At 64.3% G+C, this 21,689-nt stretch carries 19 protein-coding genes; 16 read left to right on the top strand and 3 right to left on the bottom strand.

Features of this window, described 5'->3' with window-relative positions:
* Positions 1 to 46 precede the first annotated feature (46 nt).
* Complete coding sequence (locus AC24YW_RS06450) at positions 47 to 835, bottom strand: SDR family NAD(P)-dependent oxidoreductase (protein WP_487481949.1); 789 nt, start codon at positions 833 to 835, stop codon at positions 47 to 49.
* Positions 836 to 942: 107 nt separating this feature from the next.
* Positions 943 to 2,607, bottom strand: a complete 1,665-nt coding sequence (locus AC24YW_RS06445) for a methyl-accepting chemotaxis protein (RefSeq protein ID WP_487481948.1) — start codon at positions 2,605 to 2,607, stop codon at positions 943 to 945.
* Positions 2,608 to 3,010: 403 nt separating this feature from the next.
* Between AC24YW_RS06445 and AC24YW_RS06440 the strand changes: the two genes are divergently transcribed.
* The 4 genes from AC24YW_RS06440 (at position 3,011) to AC24YW_RS06425 (ending at position 5,306) form a co-directional block, all read left to right on the top strand.
* Positions 3,011 to 3,415, top strand: a complete 405-nt coding sequence (locus AC24YW_RS06440; protein WP_487481947.1) for a YciI family protein — start codon at positions 3,011 to 3,013, stop codon at positions 3,413 to 3,415.
* 48 nt (positions 3,416 to 3,463) lie between these two features.
* On the top strand, positions 3,464 to 3,829 hold the full coding sequence (locus tag AC24YW_RS06435; RefSeq protein ID WP_487481946.1) for a hypothetical protein: 366 nt from the start codon (positions 3,464 to 3,466) through the stop codon (positions 3,827 to 3,829).
* 129 nt (positions 3,830 to 3,958) lie between these two features.
* Complete coding sequence (locus AC24YW_RS06430; protein WP_487481945.1) at positions 3,959 to 4,699, top strand: TetR/AcrR family transcriptional regulator; 741 nt, start codon at positions 3,959 to 3,961, stop codon at positions 4,697 to 4,699.
* Between the two features lie 121 nt (positions 4,700 to 4,820).
* The gene (locus tag AC24YW_RS06425) at positions 4,821 to 5,306 is read left to right on the top strand and encodes a DUF2852 domain-containing protein (protein ID WP_487481944.1); all 486 of its coding nucleotides are present in this window, start codon (positions 4,821 to 4,823) and stop codon (positions 5,304 to 5,306) included.
* Between the two features lie 118 nt (positions 5,307 to 5,424).
* Here the strand turns inward: AC24YW_RS06425 and AC24YW_RS06420 are convergent, their stop codons facing one another.
* On the bottom strand, positions 5,425 to 6,588 hold the full coding sequence (locus AC24YW_RS06420; protein ID WP_487481943.1) for an acyl-CoA desaturase: 1,164 nt from the start codon (positions 6,586 to 6,588) through the stop codon (positions 5,425 to 5,427).
* A gap of 261 nt (positions 6,589 to 6,849) precedes the next feature.
* Here AC24YW_RS06420 and AC24YW_RS06415 point away from each other — a divergent pair, with 261 nt between their 5' ends.
* The 12 genes from AC24YW_RS06415 (at position 6,850) to AC24YW_RS06360 (ending at position 21,688) form a co-directional block, all read left to right on the top strand.
* Positions 6,850 to 7,617, top strand: coding sequence for a serine acetyltransferase domain-containing protein (locus AC24YW_RS06415; protein WP_487481942.1), 768 nt, complete (start codon positions 6,850 to 6,852; stop codon positions 7,615 to 7,617).
* A 620-nt stretch (positions 7,618 to 8,237) separates the two neighbouring features.
* The gene (gene tolQ, locus AC24YW_RS06410; protein ID WP_008546343.1) at positions 8,238 to 8,954 is read left to right on the top strand and encodes a protein TolQ; all 717 of its coding nucleotides are present in this window, start codon (positions 8,238 to 8,240) and stop codon (positions 8,952 to 8,954) included.
* Between the two features lie 43 nt (positions 8,955 to 8,997).
* The gene (gene tolR / locus AC24YW_RS06405; RefSeq protein ID WP_172784781.1) at positions 8,998 to 9,450 is read left to right on the top strand and encodes a protein TolR; all 453 of its coding nucleotides are present in this window, start codon (positions 8,998 to 9,000) and stop codon (positions 9,448 to 9,450) included.
* Positions 9,451 to 9,454: 4 nt separating this feature from the next.
* Positions 9,455 to 10,414, top strand: a complete 960-nt coding sequence (locus AC24YW_RS06400; RefSeq protein WP_487481941.1) for a protein TolA — start codon at positions 9,455 to 9,457, stop codon at positions 10,412 to 10,414.
* Between the two features lie 41 nt (positions 10,415 to 10,455).
* Positions 10,456 to 11,802 (top strand): Tol-Pal system beta propeller repeat protein TolB, encoded by a 1,347-nt coding sequence (tolB, locus tag AC24YW_RS06395; protein ID WP_487482580.1) that lies wholly within the window; start codon positions 10,456 to 10,458, stop codon positions 11,800 to 11,802.
* A gap of 258 nt (positions 11,803 to 12,060) precedes the next feature.
* Positions 12,061 to 14,397 (top strand): putative bifunctional diguanylate cyclase/phosphodiesterase, encoded by a 2,337-nt coding sequence (locus tag AC24YW_RS06390; RefSeq protein ID WP_487481940.1) that lies wholly within the window; start codon positions 12,061 to 12,063, stop codon positions 14,395 to 14,397.
* A gap of 146 nt (positions 14,398 to 14,543) precedes the next feature.
* Positions 14,544 to 15,287: an N-acyl amino acid synthase FeeM domain-containing protein gene (locus tag AC24YW_RS06385; RefSeq protein ID WP_487481939.1), complete on the top strand. Its 744-nt coding sequence runs from the start codon at positions 14,544 to 14,546 to the stop codon at positions 15,285 to 15,287.
* 260 nt (positions 15,288 to 15,547) lie between these two features.
* Complete coding sequence (gene pal / locus AC24YW_RS06380; RefSeq protein WP_291621339.1) at positions 15,548 to 16,036, top strand: peptidoglycan-associated lipoprotein Pal; 489 nt, start codon at positions 15,548 to 15,550, stop codon at positions 16,034 to 16,036.
* 206 nt (positions 16,037 to 16,242) lie between these two features.
* The gene (gene ybgF, locus AC24YW_RS06375; protein WP_487481938.1) at positions 16,243 to 17,322 is read left to right on the top strand and encodes a tol-pal system protein YbgF; all 1,080 of its coding nucleotides are present in this window, start codon (positions 16,243 to 16,245) and stop codon (positions 17,320 to 17,322) included.
* A 66-nt stretch (positions 17,323 to 17,388) separates the two neighbouring features.
* Complete coding sequence (tilS, locus tag AC24YW_RS06370) at positions 17,389 to 18,444, top strand: tRNA lysidine(34) synthetase TilS (protein WP_487481937.1); 1,056 nt, start codon at positions 17,389 to 17,391, stop codon at positions 18,442 to 18,444.
* A gap of 277 nt (positions 18,445 to 18,721) precedes the next feature.
* Entirely contained in the window at positions 18,722 to 20,644 is a 1,923-nt protein-coding gene (gene ftsH / locus AC24YW_RS06365) for an ATP-dependent zinc metalloprotease FtsH (RefSeq protein ID WP_035998585.1), read from the top strand.
* A 204-nt stretch (positions 20,645 to 20,848) separates the two neighbouring features.
* On the top strand, positions 20,849 to 21,688 hold the full coding sequence (locus tag AC24YW_RS06360) for a universal stress protein (protein WP_487481936.1): 840 nt from the start codon (positions 20,849 to 20,851) through the stop codon (positions 21,686 to 21,688).
* Position 21,689 lies beyond the last annotated feature (1 nt).

Genomic DNA, 21,689 nt, shown 5'->3' with positions numbered 1-21,689 from the left:
GTGGGCACGGCGCGTTGCGCCCTTACCCACCCTACGAATCCTGCGCCTACCCGTTGCGCCTTTGCCCGCGCAGCGTCGGCAAGCCGATGCCCGCCGCATCGAAGCCGCCGTCCACGGCCAAAATTTGGCCGGTGATGTAGCTCGCGCGGCTCGAGCAAAGGAAATAGATCACTTCCGCGAGTTCCTCTTCCAGGCCGTAGCGGTTGAGCGGAATGGCGTCGTGATAGTCGGCGCGGATCTCCTTGGTGTGAACCTGCTTCGCCATCGCGGTGTCGACCGGCCCCGGTGCGACCGCGTTGACGCGGATGTTGAGGGAGGCGAGCTCGACCGCGAGCTGCTTGGTGAAGTGCGCAAGGCCTGCTTTGCTGGTGCCGTAGGCCGAGCGCAGCGTCGAAGCGCGCACGGCCGAGATCGAGGTGATGTTGACGATGGCGCCGCCACTACCGTCGCGCATCAGGGGCACCGCCGCCTTGGTGCAGAGGAACGGTCCGGTGAGGTTGACCTCGAGCACGCGGCGCCAGTCAGACTCCGACGTCTCCATCAGTGGCGCGAACACCGCGATGCCGGCATTGTTGACCAGCGCGTCCAGCCGGCCGAACCGCCGCTCGATCGTCGTCATTGCGGTGCTGACTGCGGCCGCGTCGGCAACATCGCAGGTCAGCGCCAGCGTCGCCTCGCTCTGTCCGATGTCCGCGACCGCGCGGCCGAGCAGCTCGCCCTCGATGTCGAGCAGCGCCACGCGCCAGCCTTCTGCGAGGAACTTCTTCGCGGTCGTAAGCCCGATGCCGCGCGCGGCTCCGGTGATGAGGGCGACTTTTGGCGGAGAAGTAGGCATGGGCTGTTCTAGTCCTTCTGTCGGAAACGGAAGCCGCACGGTGGCCAGCGCCTTTTACTGCGCTTTCGTTCCGGCAAGAAGGACGGAGATCGATAAGGGCTGTTTCCCTACGAAAGCTCCGCCGAGGCCCGCTGCATATTGGCGGACATGTCCGATGTCACGATGCTCTGTTCCTCGACGGCGGCGGCGGTGGAGGCGATGAACTCGTTGACGCCGGCGATCGCTGCTTTGATGGCGGTAAGCGAGCTGGCGACGTCGCCCGAGATGACGTTCAGGGCTTCGATTTCGGAGGTGATCGTGTCGGTCGCCTGCTTGGCCTGGTTCGCGAGGTTCTTCACCTCGGAGGCGACCACCGCAAAGCCTCGACCGGCCTCGCCCGCCCGCGCCGATTCGATCGTGGCGTTGAGTGCGAGCAGGTTGATCTGACTGGTGATGCCCGAAATCATCTCCACGATGCCGCTCATGGCCTGCGCAGCTGTGGCCAGCTTCTGGGCCTGATTGTCCGCGGATTCGACCCTCGTCGTCGCGACCTTGGAAGTCTCGCGCGACTTCGCCATGGTCTCCGAGATCTCGCGGATCGATGCGCTCATCTGTTCGCTGCCGGCCGCGACAGCCTCGATCAGTCCGCGCGCATTGTCGGCCTTCTTGCGGCCGATCGCCTGCGCGGTGATGTCGGTGGCGTACTTCACCACCTTGTAAGGCTTGCCGTTGAGGTCGAAGATCGGGTTATAGGAGGCCTGGATCCAGATCTCTCGTCCGCCCTTGGCGATTCGCTTGTATTCGGCGGCCTGGTATTCGCCGCGATTGAGCGTCTCCCAGAACCGGCGATAGGCCGCCGAAGTCTTCTCGTTCGGCTCGACGAACATGGAATGGTGCTGGCCCTTGATCTCCGCCAGCGAATATCCCATCGTCTTCAGGAAATTGTCGTTGGCGACGCGGATCGTGCCGTCCATGTTGAACTCGATCACGGCCTGCGACTTCTGGATCGCGGCGAGCTGACCATTATTGTCGGCGGCCTGCATCTTCTGCGCGGTAACATCGGTTGCGAACTTCACCACTTTGAACGGCTTGCCGTTCTCGTCGAGGATCGGGTTGTAGGTGGCGATGATCCAGATCTCCTTGCCGCCCTTGCCCAGCCGCTTGTATTCGGCCGCCTCGAACTCGCCGCGGTTCAGCTTGGCCCAGAACGCCGCATAGGCGGGGCTTGCGCGGTCCTCGGGTGTCACGAACATGCTGTGATGCTTGCCCTTGATCTCGTCGAGCGAATAATCCATCGCCTTCAGGAAGTTCTCGTTCGCAGTGACGATGGTGCCGTCCATGTTGAACTCGATCACGGCCTGCGCGCGGTTGATCGCGGCGATCTTGCCGGAATCCTCCATGGTCTTGATCTTGTAGGCGGTGATGTCGGTGGCGAATTTGATGAAGCTGACCACCTTGCCGTTCTCGTCGCGCAACGGCGCGTAGGAGGCATGGACCCAGACTTCCTTGCCGCCCTTGCCATAACGTTTGTATTGCGTGGTCTGAAATTCGCCGCGGTTGAGGCTTGCCCAGAAGTCGCGATAGCGCGCGCTCTCGCGTTCGGCCGGGCTGACGAAGATGCTGTGGTGCTTGCCCTTGATCTCCGCGAGCGTGTAGCCGCTCATCTTCAGCAGGTTCTCGTTGGCATCGAGGATGGTGCCGTCGAGGCCGAATTCGATCACGGCCTGCGAGCGGTCGAGGGCCTCGACCTCCGCGATCGCGTGCCTGACCTTCTTGCTCTGGAAATTGAACACGTGAGCTCCGCAATATTATAGGTGGCAATTGCCGTACTGTTCTCCGATGAAAAAAGTTGCATGCTCGTCTTGACCATTTGTAAACCCTGCAACCCACGGCAAATGTCGGGTGACCTCACGTGTATTGGCCTATGTCCTTAATTTAAAACAGTTTCTAGCTCGGTACGCCCGTTAGGCTGCATATGTGTCCCGTATTCGTACGGGGATGAAGCGCATGACTTTCGCGCCGTGTCATGTTGCCGGGGCTGCGCAAATGCAGTGCGCGCCATCCTGACGCGCCGCAGCGAGATCGGTCAGGAATTTTCTCACGCCGCATGTAGGTTCCCTCAGAGTCCGTTCGTCTTGAAGGTGAGGGCGGACGGCTCTGCCGTGCTCTCCTCGACAATGAAGGCAAGGAAATCCCATGCGATTCATGATGCTGATGATCCCGCTCGGCTACGAGAACGCGCCGCCGGAGGTGCAGCTCGATCCCGAGCGCGTCGCCGCGATGATGCGCTACAACGAGGCGCTGAAGGACGCGGGCGTGCTGATCACGCTCGATGGGCTGCATCCGCCCTCGATGGGCGCGCGCGTCTCGTTTGCGACCGGCCAGCCCATCGTCACGGACGGGCCCTTCGCGGAAGCCAAGGAAGTCCTGGGCGGCTATTGGATGATCGAGGTCGCCTCGCGCGCCGAGGCGATCGCCTGGGCCAAGAAATGTCCCGCTTCAGCCAACGAGATCATTGAGGTCCGCCAGGTGCAGGAGATTGCCGACTACTCGCCCGAAGTGCAGGAGATCGTCGCCGGGTTTGGCGACCTGAAGACGTAGACGAGACAGCGGCTGCGCGCTTTCCCAATCAACCTGAGGAGAAAACCCATGAGCACCGAACACAAATTTCTCGCCATCTATCTCGGCAGCACGAGCGGATCGAAAATGGCGGCGTGGCGCGCGCTGCCCGAGGCCGAGCGGAAAGCGAAGGAGCAGGCGGGCATGGCCGCCTGGCACGGCTGGGTCGAGAAGCACAAGTCCGTGATCGTCGAGATGGGCGGCCCGCTCGGCAAGACCCGCAGGATCGACGGGAGCGGCATCACCGAGGTCAGCAACGCGCTGACCGGTTTCACGGTGGTGCGCGCCGCCTCGCAGGAGGACGCTGCAAAGCTGTTCGAGAACCATCCGCATTTTGCGATCTTCCCGGGCGAGGCGATCGAAGTCATGCCCGTGCTGCCGATTCCGCAGATGTAGCTTCCAGTGGATCGTCATACCGGGGCGATGCTGGCGTATCGCCCCGGAATGACTGCGGAGAATACGGGGTTAATCACGAGCGATTCCCGCTAGTGACCTTCACGTCCGGCTCATGTAAAGGTCGTTCACATGAGCTGGCGCAAGGAGCAGCGCCGCGCCGAGCGCGGCTATCACCACGGCAATCTGAAGGAAGCCCTGTTGCAGGCGGCCCTCGGGCTGATCGCCGAGAAGGGAGCGGCTGGCTTCACCTTCGCTGATGCCGCGCGCATGGCCGGCGTCAGTGCGGCGGCGCCCTACCGGCATTTCCGCGACCGTGACGAGCTGCTGTCCTCGATCGCCCAGCGCGGTTTCGAGCAGTTCGAGGCGCGTCTGGCCGCGGTCTGGGACGACGGGCGCCCCGATACGGTCACCGCGTTCGAGCGCGTCGGCAAGGCCTATCTGGCCTTCGCCCGCGAGGAGCCCGCCTTCTACAGCGCGATGTTCGAATCGGGCGTGCCGGTCGATGCCAATCCTGCGCTTCAGGCCGCCAGTGAACGCGCATTCAACATCATTCGCGCCGCAGCCGAGCGGCTCGCGGCCCTGACGCCGCCGGGCACGCCGCGGCCGCCGGCGATGATGATGGCGCTGCACATCTGGTCGATGGCACATGGCGTGGCCTCGCTGTTTTCCCGCGGCGATGCCGCGCGACGCAAGCTGCCGATGTCGCCGGACGAGCTGCTGGAGGCCGAGGTGCTGATCTATCTGCGCGGCCTCGGCTTCCCGACCGACCGCCGTCCCGCAGGCAAGAGCGCTGAGCCGCCGCCGGTGCCGCCGGAGGCTTCCTCCGGTTCGGGCCTGCCGCCCGGCAGTCCCTGGGGCAAGCCGAAATAAAGTTACGCAAATAATCACGCGGGCGTGTCTTGCTGCCAGCTTGACAAAATCGCGGGATGGTCTAGCCATGTAAATGTTATTTACATTCACAACGGCGCTGGTGCCGTGATGGAGAAGGGAAATGGCCTACACCGCTGATGTCAATCGCTGGCGCGGCCCGTCGGACCAACAGCAATATTACGAGCGCCCCCGCATGCTGGACACGCCCTGGCATCCCGGCTGGATCGCCGTGACCATTCTCGGCTTCATCATCTGGTGGCCGATCGGACTTGCCCTCCTCTTTTTCACACTCGGGAGCAGAAGAATGTCGTGCTGGAGCAATCAGGATCGCTGGCAGAACAAGATGGAAAAGATGCAGTACAAGATGGATCGCATGCGCGACCGCATGGAGCGCCGCGGCTTCGGCTTTGGCCCGCCGTCCTCCGGCAACCGCGCCTTCGACGAGTATCGCAGTGAGACGCTGCGCCGGCTCGAGGAAGAGCAGGTCGAGTTCAAGAACTTCCTCGACCGCCTGCGTCACGCCAAGGACAAGGAAGAGTTCGATCAGTTCATGGCGCAGCACAAGACGCGGCCGACCCCGCCGCCGACCGACCAGCAGCAGGGCTGATCCGAAGAATTACATCTCTCAAAGCCTTCAGGCGCATGCCCCCAAGTCCTGATGGCCCCGAGCCGCCCGTCTGCGCAACCCGCAGGCGGGCGGTTTGGTTTTGGGGGACGGGTGAGGTTCAGCGTACTGCGGCGAGTTGCGCGCGAACCGAGGCCAGGAAGTATTCATAGGCGTGGTCGACGATCTCGTTGAGCGATCGCGTTCGCGCGAACATCGCCTTGGCCTCCGCGAGAAACTCCTCGCGTGTCGGGATCTTCGGCAGATGCAGATGCGTCAGTGCATCGACACCTTCATGCGCGCGATCGAGGATGTCGTGCAGCGTCGGCAGCTGCAACTGGGCGAGATCGGCCCGGCGCCGCGCCGACGAGATCGCATGCGCCAGGGTCTGCGCATCGAACCGTCCGGCGAGCTCGCGGGCTGCCCGCTTGATCACCCGCGCCCCAAGCGGCTGCTCGTTGCGCAGCACCTGCTCGGGCGGTGCTTTCATGTTCCAGACGACGCCGACCCACGACAGGACGGTCAGCACGTAATAGGTCACGTCGACTTCCCACCAGCGAAAGCCCTGTCGCACGCTGCTTTGATAGGCGTGGTGATTGTTGTGCCAGCCCTCGCCCAGCGTGAACAACGCCAGCAGCCAGTTGTTGCGGGAATCGTCACCCGTCACGTAGCGCTTGCGTCCGTGAACATGGGCGAGGGAGTTGATGCAGAAGGTCGCGTGATAGACCAGCACCGTGCTCCACAGGAAGCCGACGATCAGACCGGGCCACCCGGCCACGAGGAAGCAGAGCGACGCAAGCACGAAGGCCGGCAGCAGCTCCAGCCGATGCAGCCACATCAGCTCCGGATAGACCGTGAGATCGCCGACCTTCACGAGATCGGTGGCGTCGTGCTCGCGGTAAAAGATCCAGCCGAGATGGCTGTACACGAAGCCGCGCTGACGCGGCGAATGCACATCCAGTTCGGTGTCGGAATGCAGATGATGATGCCGGTGCTTGGCCGCCCACCACAACACGCTCTTCTGCGCGGTGCTTTGCGCAAGGCAGGCCAGGACGAACTGAAACACGCGGCCGGTGGCGAACGCCCGATGCGAGAAATAGCGGTGGTAGCCGGCACCGATGCCGAACATTCGCACGACGTACAGCGAGATGCAGATCGCGACGGCTTGCCAGGTGACACCTGACCAGATCGCCGCAAAGCAGCCGAGATGGACCAGCACGAACGGTATGGCGGAGGGGTACATGACGTCGTCGTGGTGATCGTCGGCGGGCGCGTTGGGCGACATGTCTTGGCGTGACCTTGGATGTGGATGCTAAAACTCGGTTCGGCAGCGGGCGGGTGCAGGGTACGAAAAACCCGCGGTGGCGGACCACCGCGGGCTTCGGCCGAAACCGACCGACTATATGGTCGCGGTTGCCTGGCATGCAAGCTCGTAGCCCCACGGGGGCGCGGCTGGGCGTGCCGTTGCCGCCAATTGGCGTGCAGGCTGCGCGCAGCCTATATTCATGAACGAGAAGGAAGCGTCAAAACACCGCAGGCGGCGAAGATGGCGAAGGCTGCGATCATGGCGAGCGAGTCCCTCTGGGAGCAGATCCGCGGCGAGGCGCAGCGCGCCGCAGCGGCGGACCCGATCTTCGGCAAGGCACTGGCCGGCGCCATTCTCGTCCATGACGATTTTACCGCTGCCCTGGCCGACCAGATCGGACGCCGGCTGGGCGGCACGGCGGCCGAACGCGAGCGCTTCACGACGTTGTCCTGCGATGCCTTTCGCGGCCAGCCGGATCTGATCGAAGCCGCCAGCCGAGACCTCGTCTCCATCGCGCGCAGCGACCCCGCCGTCGCCGGTCTGCTGCCGCCGCTGCTGCATTACAAAGGATACCTCGCGCTGCAAGCCTGGCGCGTCTCGAACTGGCTCTGGCGCCAGGATCATCGGGACGCCGCGCTGTTGTTCCAGAACGAGGCCTCGAACGTGCTCCAGGTCAGCATTCATCCGGCGGCCAGCATCGGCTCCGCCGTCTATCTCGACCACGCCACCGGCATCGTGATCGGCGCCAATGTCGTCATCGGCGACGACGTCACCATTCTCCAGAACGTCAGCATCGGCCGCAGCGGCGAGCTACCGGCGCGCTCGCCGCGCATTGGCCGCGGCGTCTTCATCGGCGCGGGTGCGAGCATCCTCGGCGACATCAGCATCGGCGATCTCGCCAAGATCGGTGCCGGCTCCGTCGTGACGCGCGACATCCCCGCTGGCTGCACGGCGGTCGGCAATCCTGCGCGGCTGACCAACTGCCCCGAGGCAGCATCGGCCGCCTGAGGCGCCAGGCTTACGCGGCGCGGCGGTGGCTCTCGCCGCCATGCTGGGGCGTGACCGGCTCGGAGCTGGTCTGGCCCGGCGCATCCAGCACCGCGACGTGGTGGCGATAGACCATCTCGCAGCCCTTCCATCCCGTGGAGCGGTTGATCGCCGATCGCGGCGGTCGTCTTGGGGTTGATGGACATGGCATGACCTCGCTGAGAGTGATTTTCCGGATAATTTTTGGCGCGAGAGCAGGTTCCTCCGGCGCACAGTGTGCGGAACTAGTGGCCGGACGCAGCGCAGCGGCCCCATCCCCCGGCACGGACTGCGTTTCCTGCAACCAAATGCGCCGCCGGTAACCCCGCATTAACCATCGGCGGGCTCTGGTAAGGCTGGACAGGCGTGCCCGGAGCCCGACGTCAAGGCCTGGGGTCAAGGCCCCTTAGTTTTGACATCTTGGCGGGGAATGCAGGCGGCCGGCTTTTGACGAGCCTTTGGACGAGCCCTGCACCCCAGAAAGACAAGGCTTTGAGCGGGCTTGCCCGCCGCGCAGGTCCAGCGCGGCTGTTGGGGAACACCGGCCGCGATTTGCTGGCCGAAGGACATTAGGTAACGATCGCCTTGAGAGGATACTGCTTATGAATCCGGCCGAATTGGCTCAGTCAGCCCTTCCGGTTGCTGCCTCCGCCGACGTGTCGCTGATTGCGCTGTTCTGGCAGGCTCACTGGATCGTGAAAGCGGTGATGCTGGGGCTTCTGGCCTGCTCGGTCTGGGTCTGGGCGATCGCCATCGACAAGATCTTTCTCTACGCGCGTACGCGCCGCTCGATGGATCGTTTCGAGCAGGCATTCTGGTCCGGCGAGTCGATCGAGGAGCTCTATCGCACGCTGTCGGCCAAGCCGACGCATTCCATGGCGGCCTGCTTTGTGGCGGCGATGCGCGAGTGGAAGCGCTCGTTCGAGAGCCATGCCCGCTCGGTCGCAGGGCTTCAGATGCGCATCGACAAGGTGATGAACGTCTCGATTGCGCGTGAGGTCGAACGGCTGGAACGGCGCCTTCTGGTGCTGGCGACCGTCGGCTCCGCCGGCCCCTTCGTCGGCCTGTTCGGCACGGTCTGGGGCATCATGTCGAGCTTCCAGTCGATCGCGGCCTCCAAAAATACCTCTCTGGCGGTGGTCGCCCCCGGTATCGCCGAGGCGCTGTTTGCGACCGCGGTCGGCCTTATCGCCGCCATTCCTGCCACTATTTTCTACAATAAGTTCACCTCCGAGGTGAACCGGCAGGCCCAGCGGCTCGAGGGCTTTGCCGATGAATTTTCAGCCATTCTGTCCCGTCAGATCGACGAGCGCGGCTGACGGACGGCATGTATAATGTGAAGGGCAATTTGGACACGCGAACATGGCCATGAACGTTGCGAGTTCGTCCGGCGGCGGCGGGCGCCGCGGCCGGCGCAAGCCGGTCGTGGCCGAGATCAACGTCACGCCGATGGTCGACGTCATGCTGGTGCTGCTCATCATCTTCATGGTGTCGGCGCCGATGTTGACGGTCGGCGTTCCGCTCGACCTGCCGCAGACCAACGCCAAGAGTCTCGAAAACAACGACCAGAAGCCGATCCAGATGTCGGTCGACATCAAGGGCAAGGTGTTCATCAACGATACCGAGATTGCGCTGAACGAGCTGATCCCGAAGCTGAAGGCGATCACGGATGCGCGCGGTGGGCTCGAGGAGCGCATCTATCTGCGCGCCGACAAGAAGGCGGATTACGGCACCGTTGCCAAGGTAATGGGTCAGCTCTCGGGCGCCGGATTCAAGAAGCTGGCGCTCGTCACGGAAGCGGATCAGGGGTCTTGAGGCCGTGAAGGTGAACGTCGACAAGACACTCGTTGCGTCGATTGCCCTGCATGTCCTCGTGCTGGGATGGGGGCTCGTCACCTTCAGCAGCAAGGCCTACATCGCGCCGGAGGAGTCGCTTCCGGTTGACATCATCTCCACCGACCAGCTCGCCAAGATGATGGCGGGGCAGAAGACCGGCAAGAAGGAAGAGCCGAAGCCGAAGGTCGAGAAGATCGCCGAACCCAAGCCCGAAGAAGACGCCGTCGGCAAGGTCACCGAGAAGAAAGAGCTGATCAAGACCAACTCCCAACCGGAGCCGCCGCCGAAGCCCGTCGAGAAGCCGGTCGAGAAGAAGCCGGAGCCGCCCAAGCCCGTGGCCGAGGCCAAGCCGAAGGAAGAGCCGAAGCCGCAGGAAAAGAAGCCTGATCCGGCCAAGGAAGATCCCATCGCCGAGCTGCAGAAGAAGATGGAGACCAAGAAGCCGCCGCCCAAGCCCGTGGAGCAGAAGGTCGCGGCGGTGCAGCCGCAGCAGCAGCCCAAGCCCAAGGAGCGCACCTTCGATCCCGCGCAGATCCAGCGCGACCTCGACAAGCGCGCCGCGACCCGGCACGAGCAGACCGGCTCGGCGCTGAATGCGTCGGCCTCACTGGGGGCGGCGACCGGGACGGCGGCCAACAACGTCGCAACCTGGCAAGGCGCCTTCCAGGGCGCCGTCAAGCGCTGCTTCACGCCGACCTATAATGGGCAGGACGCCAATCTCTACGAAGCCGACATCGACATTCCCATGAAGGTCGATGGCTCGCTCGCCTCCGAGCCCATCATCGTCGCTGTGCGAGGGCCCTCGCGGTCGATCGCCCAGGCGGTCGCCGAGAGCGCCAAGCGCGCTATCGTGCAGTGCCAGGTCTATTCGTTCCTGCCGAAGCAGCAGTACGACAGCTGGAAGCTCATCCCGATGACTTTCGGCCTGAAAGATATGTTGTGACATCCGAACAAAAGAATTTTGCAATGAATGACGTCCGATCGATGAACCGCCGCCGCTTCATGACCCTGACGGGATCGACGCTCGCGATGCTCGGGGGCGGGCGTGCTCTTGGCCAGGCCCAGCAGGGGCGCCTTCGCATCGACCCCACCGAATTCCAGCCGATCCCGATCGCGATCAGCAACTTCCTGCCGGGCTCGGCCTCCGACGGCGACGTCGGCAACGGCGTCACGCAGGTCATCACCAACAATCTCAAGCGCTCGGGCCTGTTCGCGCCGATCGACCAGGCGGCCTTCATCGAGCGCATCAACAACATGGATGTCGCGCCGCAATTCCAGAACTGGAAGACCATCAACGCGCAGGCGCTCGTCACCGGTCGCATGACGCGGCAGCCGGACGGCCGGCTCAAGGCCGAATTCCGCCTGTGGGACGTCATCTCCGGCCAGCAGCTCGCCGGCCAGCAATATTTCACCTCGCCGGAATATTGGCGCCGCATCGCCCACATCATCTCCGACCAGATCTACGAGCGCATGACCGGCGAGAAGGGCTATTTCGACAGCCGCGTCGTGTTCGTGGACGAGACCGGGCCGAAGGAGCGCCGCGTCAAGCGGCTCGCGATCATGGACCAGGACGGCGCCAATGTGCGCTATCTGACCCGCGGCTCCGATCTCGTGCTGACGCCGCGCTTCTCGCCGAACTCGCAAGAGATCACCTATATGGAGTTCGGCCAGGGTGATCCGAAGGTCTATCTCTACAACATCGAGACCGGCCAGCGCGAGATCGTCGGCAATTTCCCTGGCATGACCTTTGCGCCGCGCTTCTCGCCGGACGGCCAGCGCGTCATCATGAGCCTGCAGCAGGGCGGCAATTCCAACCTGTTCGTGATGGATCTGCGCTCGCGCTCGACCACGCGTCTCACCGACACGCCGGCGATCGACACCTCGCCATCCTATTCGCCGGACGGCAGCCGCATCTGCTTCGAGTCCGATCGCGGCGGCAGGTCGCAGATCTACGTGATGAGCGCGGGCGGCGGACAGGCGCAGCGCATCTCCTTCTCCAAGGACGACACCAACGCCAGCTATTCGACGCCGGTGTGGTCGCCGAAGGGCGACTATATCGCCTTCACCCGGCAGGGTGGGGGGCAGTTCGCGATCGGCGTCATGAAGCCGGACGGCTCCGGCGAACGGCTGCTTACCTCCGGCTTCCACAACGAAGGCCCGACCTTCTCGCCGAACGGCCGCGTGCTGATGTTCTTCCGGGATCCCGGCGGCAATGGCGGGCCGTCGCTGTACTCGGTCGACATCTCTGGCCGCAACGAATTGAAGGTGCCGACGCCGGGCTTTGCCTCGGACCCGGCATGGTCGCCGCTGTTGTCCTCGACGTCGGGCTGACCACGGCGCAGTTGAGACATCGCGCGTTCAGACGGGCGATGTTTTCGAAAAACCGCGGCGATTTTTCCGAGGTTGTGTGCGCAGCGCAATACTTCTTTCACCTTGTGCTCGGCAAGGCTTGCCTACCTCTTTGATATCTAAGCGGAAATCATTTCGCTATTGCCGAAAAACAACCTGACTTTAACGATGTTCCCTCAGAAAAGCTTCATCTCGGCTGGGTAAGACTACGCGCCGAACAGGACGCGCGTACAAATCCAGATGAAGCTTGCAAGCCAGAGCGGAGAACCCGATCGAGGACAGGGCGCGCCGAAAGTTTCGGCCGCGCTGATCGATTCGCTGTTCGAAGCGCCCGGTCCGCTGCTTGCGGGCATCGTCTTCGTGGCCATCGGGGCGGCCATCACGGCGCTGAGGACCGGACAGGTTCTGACCTGGGCAACGGTCGGGTTCATCATTCTGGCCGGGGCGATCCGCCTGTTCGATTTGAAGCGGTTCCTGCCGCGCAAGGCCAGCCTGACCCCCGAAGAAGCCGCACTTTGGCAGAAGCGCTACCTGGTCGGCGCATTGATCCAGGCAGCTGCGATCGGTACGTGGTGCTCGCTGGCTCTGGTCAGCACTGACGACGCCGTCGTTCACATGATCGCCCTCTCCATCACCACTGGAATCGTGGGCGGAGGTGCCGGACGAGCTTACGGACGGCCGTCGATATACCATCTGCAAGCCGCCCTGATGTTCGGTCCGGCAGTCGTTGCACTGGCATGGCATGGCACGCCCTACTACATCGCCATGTCGGTTGTGAGCGCCGCGTTCCTGCTCGCAATCATGCAGCTCTCGGCCAATCTGCACAGAATATTCATGCGGGCGGTCGTGGCTCGTGAGCGCGAGGCGGCGCTCGCTGGCCAGTTCGATACCGCTCTGAACAACATGCCGCACGGCCTGTGCATGTTCCGCCTCGACAGGCAGCTCGCGGTGATGAACCATCGGTTCAGCCAGATGCTGAACCTGCCGGAGGATCTCGTCCGCAGTGGTGCGAGCGCCGCCGATATCATGGCCGCGTGCGTCAATTGCGGCTCCATTTCCGCTGCGAGCGGCGAGTTGATTCTGGCCGAGATCGAGAGTTCGCACGCGGGGGAGATCGTCACGGACGATCCCGACGTGGAGAGAAACCGGTCATTGTCCTGGACGGTGCAGCCGATGGCTGACGGCGGCGCAGTCGTGCTGCTCGAAGACATTACCGAGCGGCGAAATGCCGAGGCCAAGATCACCCATCTCGCCCGCTACGACGAGCTGACGGCGCTCCCGAACCGCGTGCATTTCCGCGACGAGATCGAACGGCTGCTGGCGGCCTCGCGCGATGCCGATCGCCTGTCGGCCCTCCTGTTCATCGATCTCGACGAGTTCAAGCAGGTCAACGACACGCTCGGTCATCCCTGCGGCGACCAGCTCCTGTGCGCGGTCGCCAATCGCCTGCGCGAGATGCTGCGTCCCGAGGATTTCGTGGCGCGTTTCGGCGGAGACGAATTCGTTGTCTTCCAGCAAAATCTCGCCTCGCCCGAGGACGCAGCGAGCCTTGCCCGCCGCGTCGTCGAGCGACTGAGCGAGCGCTACCGCATCGACAACCATCTGGTCGAGATCGGCGCAAGCGTCGGCATCGCGCTGACCTCGCCGGAGGGGGCCAGCGCCGATACGCTGCTCAAGAACGCCGACATGGCGCTGTACCGCGCCAAGGCCGACGGGCGCGGAACCTATTGCTTCTTCCGCGACGAGATGGCGGCGATCGTCGAGGCGCGCCGCACGCTGGAGCTCGACCTGCGCAAGGCGCTCGCCAACGAGGAGTTCGAACTGTTCTACCAGCCGCTGGTCAACCTGAAATCCGGCAAGATCACTGCCTGTGAGGCGCTGCTGCGCTGGAATCATCCGGTGCGCGGCACGGTGTCGCCGGTCGACATCATCCCCGTCGCCGAGGAGATGGGCCTGATCGTCGATCTCGGCCGTTGGATCCTGCGCCGTGCCTGCATGGAATGCATGAAGTGGCCGGAGGGTGTCAGCGTCGCGGTCAATTTCTCGCCGCAACAATTCCACCAGCGCGACGTCTTGAGCGAAATCCGCTACGCGCTCGAAGTGTCGGGCCTGCCGGCGCATCGTCTGGAGATCGAGATCACCGAGTCGTCTTTGCTGCGCAATACCCAGCTCACTCACGACATCCTGTCGCAATTGCACGCGCTCGGCGTGCGCATCTCGCTCGATGATTTCGGCACCGGCTATTCCAGCCTCAGCTACCTGCACAATTTCCCGATGCAGAAGGTGAAGATCGATCGGTCGTTCCTCGAAGGCATCGATGCCGATCGGCCGCTGACGCTGCTGCGTGGCGTGGCGCGACTGTCGGCGGACCTCGGCATGTCCGTCGTGGTCGAAGGGATCGAGACCAACGAGCAGCTCGAGCTGATCAGCGCCGACGGCACGGTCACTGAAGGGCAGGGCTATCTGTTCAGCCGGCCCGTCCCCGCAGTACGAGTCCGCCAATTGCTCAATGCCTCGCACGGCCGTCGCATGCCCGACGACCAGATCGTCGCGATTTCCTCGCGGTCATTCGGCTAGCTTCATCCCTTCGATGCCGTCGCGCACCCCGGATTCTTGCGGGCCCAATCCTTAACCCTAACGATTCTAAGCCTTTGCAATTTTATTAAGGAGTCATTAATCTTCGGGGGCGCTCGCAGAAGTTGCTGGAGTGTCGGGAGTATCAGATGAAGTCACGAGCCGAGCCGCGAGCGCCGCTCGAAATGCGGGGAGCAGGGCTGTTTGAGCGCGTCGACTATCGCCTCGTCGAGACTGCCGAGGAGCGAGATGCGATTTACGCGATGCGCTACCGGGCCTATCTGCACGGCGGATTGATCTCGCCGTCGGCGTCCCAGCGGATCGTCGACACTTACGATGACGCGCCCAACGCCTGGATATTCGGCATATATCTCGACGGAGAACTCAGCAGTTCTCTCCGCCTTCACGTTCTGACGTCGGAGCAGCGGATGTCCTATACGACGGAACTGTTCGGTGACGTCGTTCATCCTCGGCTCGACCGGGGCCAGGTCTTGGTCGATCCGGCGCGCTTTGCCGCCGACCCCGACAAGAGCCAGCGGTTTCATGAATTGCCCTATCTTACGTTGCGGCTGGCCTATCTGGCCTGCGACCATTTCAATGCCGATCTCGGACTTGCGATGGTGCGTACCGATCACCAGGCGTTCTATCGCCGCGTCTTTCTTCATGAGACCCTTACCGAGCCGCGTCCGTTTCCCGGCTGGCATTCGCGGAAGGTGGTCTTGATGGCTTCCGATTTCGCGACGCTCCGGGATCGGGTCTTGACGCGCTTTCCCATCATGCGCTCGAGCGCCTTTGAGCGCAGGATGCTGTTCAATCGTGCCGGTGAGCCCGTGTCCCGACGGGTATTCGCTTCGGCACCCTTGAGTCCTGATCCGGCGGTCACTGTGGCCTGACGGGCGAGCGGTTCGTCGGGAGGCGGCCGCGGTAGGCAGGGCCCAAGATTTCAGCAGACTCGGCGTTTTTGCCCGTCGACGCGGCTTGCCTTCACCCTCGCGCCACATTTACAACCCATTAACCATGACGTTTGCTTTTCGCTGGTTGGGGGCATTTGACCGGCTGAGGCAAGGTTCCGTCAAGGTTGACGGAACGTTCGCTTAACCAACCCCCTGTAGACCGGACAGCAGTGGACTAACGTGAGCGTGGAGGCTCCGGAATGAGACATCCTATGCGTATCCTCCAGGGATTGAAGCTGGCCGCGGTGCTCGCCGTCGCGCTGTCGATGGGCGCCTGCGCCAACAAGAATGCCGCGACGGATGCGATGGCCAATGCGGCGACGCCTGGCAGCCAGCAGGACTTCGTCGTCAACGTCGGCGACCGCGTGTTCTTCGAAAGCGACCAGACCGATCTGACGCCGCAGGCGATCGTGACCCTGGAGAAGCAGGCGCAATGGCTGCAGAGCTATCCGCGCTACTCCTTCACCATCGAAGGTCATGCCGACGAGCGCGGCACCCGCGAATACAACATCGCGCTCGGCGCCCGCCGTGCCCAGTCGGTGCGTTCGTTCCTCGCCTCGCGCGGCATCGACCCGAACCGCATGCGCACGATTTCCTACGGCAAGGAACGGCCGGTCGCCGTCTGTAACGACATCTCCTGCTGGTCGCAGAACCGCCGCGCGGTCACTGTCCTGAACGCGAGCTCCTGACGATCGGTCAGGTCGCGGGCGGTCAGTCAGGTGCCGTTCAGCTTTGGAATTGGATGATGCCGGCGCCCTCACGGGCGCCGGTTTCGTTTCGGCATTCTGTGACTGAAAACCCCTTGGTATCAGTCACATTTTTGGCGTACTCCACTTCAATGTGTGGCGCGTCGAGGGTTCCGTCGCAGGCCATTCGCTTTCGTCGTCAGGGCAAGATGTCGTCCAGATTTAAGGCTTTTACCGGCACCGTGGCGACCGCCGCGCTGCTCTCCTTGTGCTCGCCCGCGCTTGCGCAATCGGTCTACGGGCAGTCGGATGATGCCGATCCGGAGATGCGGATCGAGCGGCTGGAGAACCGGCTGCGCCAGCTCACCGGCCAGAACGAGGAGCTGCAATATCGTAACCGCCAGCTCGAAGAGCGCCTGCGGGCGCTCGAGGGCGGCGCGCAAGGGGGGCCCGGGCAGGCACCCAACGTCGCGGCGATGCCGCCCGCGCAGATCGCACCGAGCCAGGTTGCCCCAGGTCAGGTCTCACCCGGCTATCGCCAGCCGCCGCAACAGCAGGCCGCGCAGCCGAGCTACCAGCCGCCGCAGATCGCCGCGCCCGCGCCGATCGTCCAGGAGCAGCCGGCGCCCGGCGCCCCCGGCACGCGCCGCCGCGGCGATGCCTTCGACCCGAACCAGAACCCGAATGCGCCCGGTGCGCCCCGTGCGCTCGGCGGCGGGCAGCAGCCGATGCCGGCGGTCACGCCTGGCGGCGGCCGCAATGCGGGCGAGCCGCTCGATCTCGCCAACACCAGCCCCCGCTACCAGCAAGGCGTGCCGCCGGCCGCGCAGCCCGGCTATCCGCCGGCACAATCGGGCTATCCCGCACCGGATGGTGGCGCTGCTCTGGCCACCCTGCCGCCCTCGGCGACGCCGCGCGACGAGTTCGACCTCGGCATAGGCTACATGCAGCGCAAGGACTACGCGCTCGCCGAGCAGACCATGAAGAACTTCACGCAGAAATTTCCGAGCGATCCGCTGGTCGGCGACGCCCAATATTGGCTCGGCGAAAGCTATTTCCAGCGTCAGCAATATCGCGATTCCGCCGAAGCCTTCCTCGCCGTCACCACCAAATACGAGAAATCGGCCAAGGCTCCGGACGCGCTGCTGCGGCTCGGCCAGTCGCTTGCCGCGCTGAAGGAGAAGGAGGCGGCCTGCGCCGCCTTCGGCGAGATCGGCCGCAAATATCCGCGCGCCTCCGCCGGCGTCAAAGCCACGGTCGATCGCGAGCAGAAGCGGGTGAAGTGCTGATCCGCTGACAAAGCGGATGGCGTTGCGCTAAACATTCGGTCCATTCCCGCGGACGATTGCAGCGTCATGTCAGGCGACGACAATTCACCGATCTCGGCGCGCGAGGCGAGGCGGCTCTTCGCGGGCCTGAGAGATGCCCCGGCGCTGGTGCTCGCGGTCTCCGGCGGGCCCGACTCGGTTGCCCTGATGTGGCTTGCTGCGCGCTGGCAGCGCAGCCTCGCGCGAGGCCCGCAAATCACGGTGGTCACCATCGATCACGGCCTGCGTCCGGAAGCCGCCCGCGAGGCGCGCGAGGTCAAGCGGCTCGCCGCCGCGCTCGGATTGCCGCACCGGACCCTGCGCTGGCGCGGCGAAAAGCCGAGGACGGGCTTGCCTGCCGCCGCGCGCGAGGCCCGCTATCGCCTGCTCGCAAAGGCCGCCCGGGCCGCCGGCGCGAGCCATATCCTGACGGCCCACACCCGCGACGACCAGGCCGAGACCCTGTTGATGCGGCTGTTGCGCGGCAGCGGACTCGCCGGGCTCTCGGCCATGGCTCCTTTCTCCGAGCGCGACGGAATCGTGCTGGCGCGTCCGTTGCTCGACGTTGCGAAATCGCAGCTGATCGCGACCCTGCGGCGGGCGAGGATCGGCTTTGCCGAGGACCCGACCAACCGGGACACCGCCTTCACACGGCCGCGGCTGCGCGCGCTGCTGCCGCTCCTCGCGGCCGAGGGCGGTGATGCCAGAAATCTGGCCCGGCTCGCGGCAAGGCTGGCGCGGGCCAATGCGGCGGTCGAGCTGCTCGCGGACGGCGCCGAGCGTTTCCTCCGATTGCGGGATCGCGGCGATGCGCCGCAGGCGGGCGCCAGGAGCTTCGAGGCCTCGGCCTTTGCCGCCCTGCCGGAGGAGGTGCGGCTGCGGCTCTTGCTGCGGGCCATCAACGCGCTCGGCCATGAAGGGCCGGCGGAACTTGGCAAGGTCGAAACCCTGATGTCCGTGCTTGATCGGGCGATCGCCGGCCCCGGCGCAGCCGCAAATGGCCGGCCGATCCTGAAGCAGACCCTCGCGGGAGCCTTGATCAGCCTCGCCGGTGGGCGTATCCAGATCGGGCCGGCGCCGGCCCGGCGGCGCAAGGGCAGATGAGTGCGAAGAGAGCGGATCATGACACCGGTCAATTCGCGGCCGTGCCGTCAGGCCACCTTAACCAGGCAGGAAAAACCCGGGTTCGGATGCCATGATTTCAGCGGGAATCGCGCTAAGATGGGATAAATAGTCCCATCTCGTTCCCTTGGCAGCGACCGGGGCGGCACCTAAATTGTATGCGTCTAACGATGAGGATTCCTTGGGGTTTCCTCGCATTGACGGAATGTAACGACCCAAGGATCAGGGCCGCGATCCGCGCGACCACGAAGGAAGATCGATGAACGCCAATCTGCGCAATTTCGCCCTCTGGGTCATCATTGTCTTGCTGCTGTTGGCGTTGTTCACGCTCTTCCAGAATCCGGGTCAGCGGGCCTCCTCGCAGGACATCGCCTTCTCCCAGCTGCTGAGCGAAGTTGACCGCGGCAATGTGCGCGACGTCGTGATCCAGGGGCCGGACATCCACGGCACCTTCACCAACGGCTCCAGCTTCCAGACCTACGCGCCGAACGATCCGACGCTGGTGAAGCGCCTCTATGACAGCAAGGTGCAGATCACCGCGAAGCCGCCGGGCGACAACGTGCCGTGGTTCGTCTCGCTCTTGGTCTCCTGGCTGCCCTTCATCGCGCTGATCGGCGTCTGGATCTTCCTGTCGCGGCAGATGCAGGGCGGCGCCGGCAAGGCGATGGGCTTCGGCAAGTCCCGCGCGAAGATGCTCACGGAGGCCCATGGCCGCGTCACCTTCGAGGACGTCGCCGGCGTCGACGAAGCCAAGCAGGACCTGCAGGAGATCGTCGAGTTCCTGCGCGACCCCGGCAAATTCCAGCGCCTCGGCGGCCGCATTCCGCGCGGCGTGCTGCTGGTTGGCCCTCCCGGCACCGGTAAGACCCTGATCGCGCGTGCGGTCGCGGGCGAAGCCAACGTGCCGTTCTTCACCATCTCCGGCTCGGACTTCGTCGAGATGTTCGTCGGCGTCGGCGCGAGCCGCGTCCGCGACATGTTCGAGCAGGCCAAGAAGAACGCGCCCTGCATCATCTTCATCGACGAAATCGATGCCGTCGGTCGTCACCGTGGCGCCGGCCTCGGCGGCGGCAATGACGAGCGCGAGCAGACGCTGAACCAACTGCTGGTCGAGATGGACGGCTTCGAGGCCAACGAGGGCGTGATCCTGATCGCGGCCACCAACCGTCCCGACGTGCTCGATCCCGCGCTGCTGCGTCCGGGCCGCTTCGACCGCCAGGTCGTGGTGCCGAACCCCGACGTCGTCGGCCGCGAGCAGATCCTGAAGGTGCATGTTCGTAAAGTTCCGCTGGCGCCCGATATCAACCTCAAGACCATCGCGCGCGGCACCCCGGGCTTCTCCGGCGCCGACCTGATGAACCTCGTCAACGAGGCCGCTTTGACCGCCGCCCGCCGCAACAAGCGGATGGTGACGCAGGCCGAATTCGAGGAAGCCAAGGACAAGGTGATGATGGGCGCCGAGCGCAAGTCGCTCGTCATGACCGAGGAAGAGAAGCTGCTGACGGCCTATCACGAGGGCGGCCACGCCATCGTCGGCCTCAACGTGCCCGCGACCGATCCGATCCACAAGGCGACCATCATCCCGCGCGGCCGTGCGCTCGGCATGGTCATGCAGCTGCCCGAGCGCGACAAGCTGTCGATGTCGCTGGAGCAGATGACCTCGCGCCTCGCCATCATGATGGGCGGCCGCGTTGCCGAAGAGTTGATCTTCGGCCGCGAGAAGGTGACCTCGGGCGCGGCCTCCGACATCGAGCAGGCCACGCGCCTGGCCCGCATGATGGTGACGCGCTGGGGCCTGTCGGAAGAGCTCGGCACCGTCTCCTATGGCGAGAACCAGGACGAGGTCTTCCTCGGCATGTCGGTGTCGCGCACGCAGAACGCCTCCGAAGCCACCGTCCAGAAGATCGATTCCGAGATCAAGCGCCTGGTCGAGGAAGGCTACAAGGAAGCGACCCGCATCCTCACCGAGAAGCGCGCCGATCTCGAGACGCTGGCCAAGGGCCTGCTCGAGTTCGAGACGCTGACCGGCGATGAGATCGTCGACCTGCTCAAGGGCAAGAAGCCGAACCGCGAGTCCGTGCTCGAGCCGACCACCCCGCGCGCCTCCGCCGTGCCTCCGGCCGGCAAGCCGCGCCCGCGGCCCGATCCGGATCCCGGCCTCGAGCCGCAGCCGCAGGCGTAATTCCAAGCGGCAACCGACTATCGAAAAACGCGGCGGATACGCCGCGTTTTTTGTTTTTTCAAGCGCGCCTTCGCGAGCTGGCATTCTGCTGGCTGACTTCCCGCCTGGGCCGTTTTGCCACAGCCATCCCGCTGAAGCGGTTGCGGTCGGTCAAGAGAGGGGACCTCGACCGCACTAGACTCCCGCTCGTCAAAGGAGGGATACATGGCTTTCAAGGATGTTCTGCTGACCCTGACGAGCTATCCGGAACCGACGCCGGTTTCGGTGATCGACGGCGCGGTTGCAATTGCCGCCGTTGTGGATGCGCACCTCGCAGCCATTTCCTGCGAGGTTCATGCGGAAGTGCGCGGGAGCCTGATCGGGGATGCCATCCTGGACATACCCGCGCTTGTTGCGCGAGAGGCCGCCAAGAGCCGCCAGAATGCGACAACGCTGCTGGCGGCATTCGAAACGTCGGCCGTGAAATCCGGCATTCGGCATGAGACCATCTTCGAGCAATGTGCAACCGCAAGCGAGGCGGCACTGCTGGTCGACTATGCAAGGCTTCGCGATCTCACGATCATGGCGGTGCCGGACTCCCATGATCGGGGATACGCCGAGGAGGTGATCTTCGAATCCGGCAGGCCGACGCTGATCCTCCCCGCTGCTCCGCGGTCGCGTCCATTCCGGCTCGATGCCGTTTGCGTGGCTTGGGACTTCAGCCGCACCGCCGCACGAGCGGTTTCCGACGCGCTTCCTTTGCTCGAAGCGGCGAAGAAGGTGCGCGTCGTGACTGTCACCAATGAAAAGGCCCTGGGTTCGAAACATTCTGCCGAAGAACTGGCGAAGAACTTGGCTCGTCACGGCATCGAGGTCGTGCTGGACGAGATCGATGCCGGCGGCAAGCCGATCGGCGAGGTCCTCGGAACCTACGTGTTATCTCGCGACATCGACGTCCTCGTGATGGGTGCGTACGGAACGCCGAGGTGGCGGGAATTCGTGCTCGGCGGCGCGACCAGGGGGCTGCTGTCCAAGCCGCCGATCCCGATTCTGTTCTCGCACTGAG

This window comes from Bradyrhizobium sp. USDA3516 (genome assembly GCF_057651995.1).
The sequence above is the reverse complement of the archived record's forward strand: the minus strand, read 5'-3'. Positions and strand labels throughout refer to the sequence as shown.

What these genes read in the sequence shown, in the direction of transcription:
- AC24YW_RS06450 (WP_487481949.1), bottom strand. Translation starts at nt 835, where the DNA reads ATGCCTACTTCTCCGCCAAAAGTCGCCCTCATCACCGGAGCCGCGCGC.
- AC24YW_RS06440 (WP_487481947.1), top strand. Translation starts at nt 3,011, where the DNA reads ATGCGATTCATGATGCTGATGATCCCGCTCGGCTACGAGAACGCGCCG.
- AC24YW_RS06435 (WP_487481946.1), top strand. Translation starts at nt 3,464, where the DNA reads ATGAGCACCGAACACAAATTTCTCGCCATCTATCTCGGCAGCACGAGC.
- AC24YW_RS06430 (WP_487481945.1), top strand. Translation starts at nt 3,959, where the DNA reads ATGAGCTGGCGCAAGGAGCAGCGCCGCGCCGAGCGCGGCTATCACCAC.
- AC24YW_RS06425 (WP_487481944.1), top strand. Translation starts at nt 4,821, where the DNA reads ATGGCCTACACCGCTGATGTCAATCGCTGGCGCGGCCCGTCGGACCAA.
- AC24YW_RS06420 (WP_487481943.1), bottom strand. Translation starts at nt 6,588, where the DNA reads ATGTCGCCCAACGCGCCCGCCGACGATCACCACGACGACGTCATGTAC.
- AC24YW_RS06415 (WP_487481942.1), top strand. Translation starts at nt 6,850, where the DNA reads ATGGCGAAGGCTGCGATCATGGCGAGCGAGTCCCTCTGGGAGCAGATC.
- tolQ (WP_008546343.1), top strand. Translation starts at nt 8,238, where the DNA reads ATGAATCCGGCCGAATTGGCTCAGTCAGCCCTTCCGGTTGCTGCCTCC.
- tolR (WP_172784781.1), top strand. Translation starts at nt 8,998, where the DNA reads ATGGCCATGAACGTTGCGAGTTCGTCCGGCGGCGGCGGGCGCCGCGGC.
- tolB (WP_487482580.1), top strand. Translation starts at nt 10,456, where the DNA reads ATGAACCGCCGCCGCTTCATGACCCTGACGGGATCGACGCTCGCGATG.
- AC24YW_RS06390 (WP_487481940.1), top strand. Translation starts at nt 12,061, where the DNA reads ATGAAGCTTGCAAGCCAGAGCGGAGAACCCGATCGAGGACAGGGCGCG.
- AC24YW_RS06385 (WP_487481939.1), top strand. Translation starts at nt 14,544, where the DNA reads ATGAAGTCACGAGCCGAGCCGCGAGCGCCGCTCGAAATGCGGGGAGCA.
- pal (WP_291621339.1), top strand. Translation starts at nt 15,548, where the DNA reads ATGAGACATCCTATGCGTATCCTCCAGGGATTGAAGCTGGCCGCGGTG.
- ybgF (WP_487481938.1), top strand. Translation starts at nt 16,243, where the DNA reads ATGTCGTCCAGATTTAAGGCTTTTACCGGCACCGTGGCGACCGCCGCG.
- tilS (WP_487481937.1), top strand. Translation starts at nt 17,389, where the DNA reads ATGTCAGGCGACGACAATTCACCGATCTCGGCGCGCGAGGCGAGGCGG.
- ftsH (WP_035998585.1), top strand. Translation starts at nt 18,722, where the DNA reads ATGAACGCCAATCTGCGCAATTTCGCCCTCTGGGTCATCATTGTCTTG.
- AC24YW_RS06360 (WP_487481936.1), top strand. Translation starts at nt 20,849, where the DNA reads ATGGCTTTCAAGGATGTTCTGCTGACCCTGACGAGCTATCCGGAACCG.